Annotated in this window: 2 protein-coding genes; both read right to left on the reverse strand. The window is 41.5% G+C overall.

Annotation, left to right across the window (positions count from 1 at the left end; all coding sequences use genetic code 11):
* Window positions 1-89: 89 nt before the first annotated feature.
* A complete protein-coding gene (locus tag JCM11969_RS16675) occupies window positions 90-386 on the reverse strand; it encodes a DUF5839 family protein (RefSeq protein ID WP_054519405.1) in 297 nt (98 codons plus the stop codon).
* 76 nt (window positions 387-462) lie between these two features.
* Window positions 463-978, reverse strand: a complete 516-nt coding sequence (locus JCM11969_RS16680; RefSeq protein WP_054713011.1) for a hypothetical protein — start codon at window positions 976-978, stop codon at window positions 463-465.
* Between the last annotated feature and the right edge of the window lie 411 nt (window positions 979-1,389).

Below are 1,389 nucleotides of genomic sequence, written 5' to 3' on the forward strand. Positions count from 1 at the left end.
AATTGATTTGCCAGTATCTCATTCAATTATTATAATCAAAAATGGCCCATACCAACGTAATTTCTTTCACGTTGGTATGGGCCGTTAGATTATTTCATCAGGTCATCAAACATTTGATTAACCGTCTCTTGATCACGATTGTTCGTAAATTCCTTAACTGGTTGTAAGTCACTTAAATCATTGGCAACTTCCTTCGTCGCATAAATCATCACTGGCGTGCGCTTCGCAAACTGGGTTTGGACTAACGCCACATTACCAACTACCGGGGTGCCCTTCGTCTTTTCGGTAATCCGCCACTTATACAACTTTTTGGTGTTTAAAACATGTTTTGCCCGCGCATCAGGATCATGCACAATATGATAGGCCATTAACACATTATCAGCCATGTTGATTCCTCCCATTATTAGCCAGTAGTTATTCCTTAACACCATTAGTATACGTGCTGAGCCCTCAAACTAGCAATTATTTGAACCAAGCCACCAATCGATCAAACCAAGTTTGGTGATGACCAGTCTGGGCCATCTTAACTACTTTAGTAACCGTTGGCTTAGACGCTGGAGTCGTTGTTTTGGCCGGGGTTACCGGCTTATCGGTATGATACTTAACCGTACTGGTCTTATCTTTACCATTAGACGCTTGGTTATTCCAAGTATAGGTCTGGCCTTGCTTGGTCAACTCACTATCAGCTTTGTCAGTTGGGAGACTGGCGACAAAGCGTGTTTTGGTTTGCTTACCAGCATACTCAGCGATTTTATCAGCTTTTGGCGTCACGGTCAGCTTACCGTTCTCAAGTTTGACTGTGAAATCAGCGGTCACATCTTTAGTGTAAGTCAATGTCGCTAGTTTTTCCTTAGTCATTGTTTTAGCATCAATCTTGCTAGTCTTTGATGTTGACTGATCATCAGTTTTAGCTGACGAACTAGCACTCGTTGCGGTTGATGGTTGGTCATCAGTCTTAGCTGACGAACTAGCGCTCATTGCGGTTGAGGATTGGTCATCAGTCTTAGCTGACGAACTAGCGCTCGTTGCAGTTGAGGATTGGTCATCAGTCGGCGAATTGTCAAACTAAGTGCAACGGTTTGTCAAAAAATACTTCATATGGGGTTTCATAGTTGGTAGATTGTAAAATTAATCCGAACGAAATACGATTTAAGGAACTAATCTTTTGTCTAGTATAACCTATTTCGGGCACCAGCAACAATTTCATCTGAATTAGTACGCTGTTAGCCCTATCAGGATAATTTAGTCCAAGTCGATCCTGAACGCAATGCGCACATTGTGGTCGCACAAAATGAATTGACCAGTAAGTCTGTTGCAGTAATCACTACAGAAAAATTCAAATAAATGGAAATACAGTAGTTTTACAACTGGAAGCATCTATGAGTGTTT

Source organism: Secundilactobacillus paracollinoides DSM 15502 = JCM 11969 (assembly GCF_001311135.1).
GTDB lineage: Bacteria > Bacillota > Bacilli > Lactobacillales > Lactobacillaceae > Secundilactobacillus > Secundilactobacillus paracollinoides.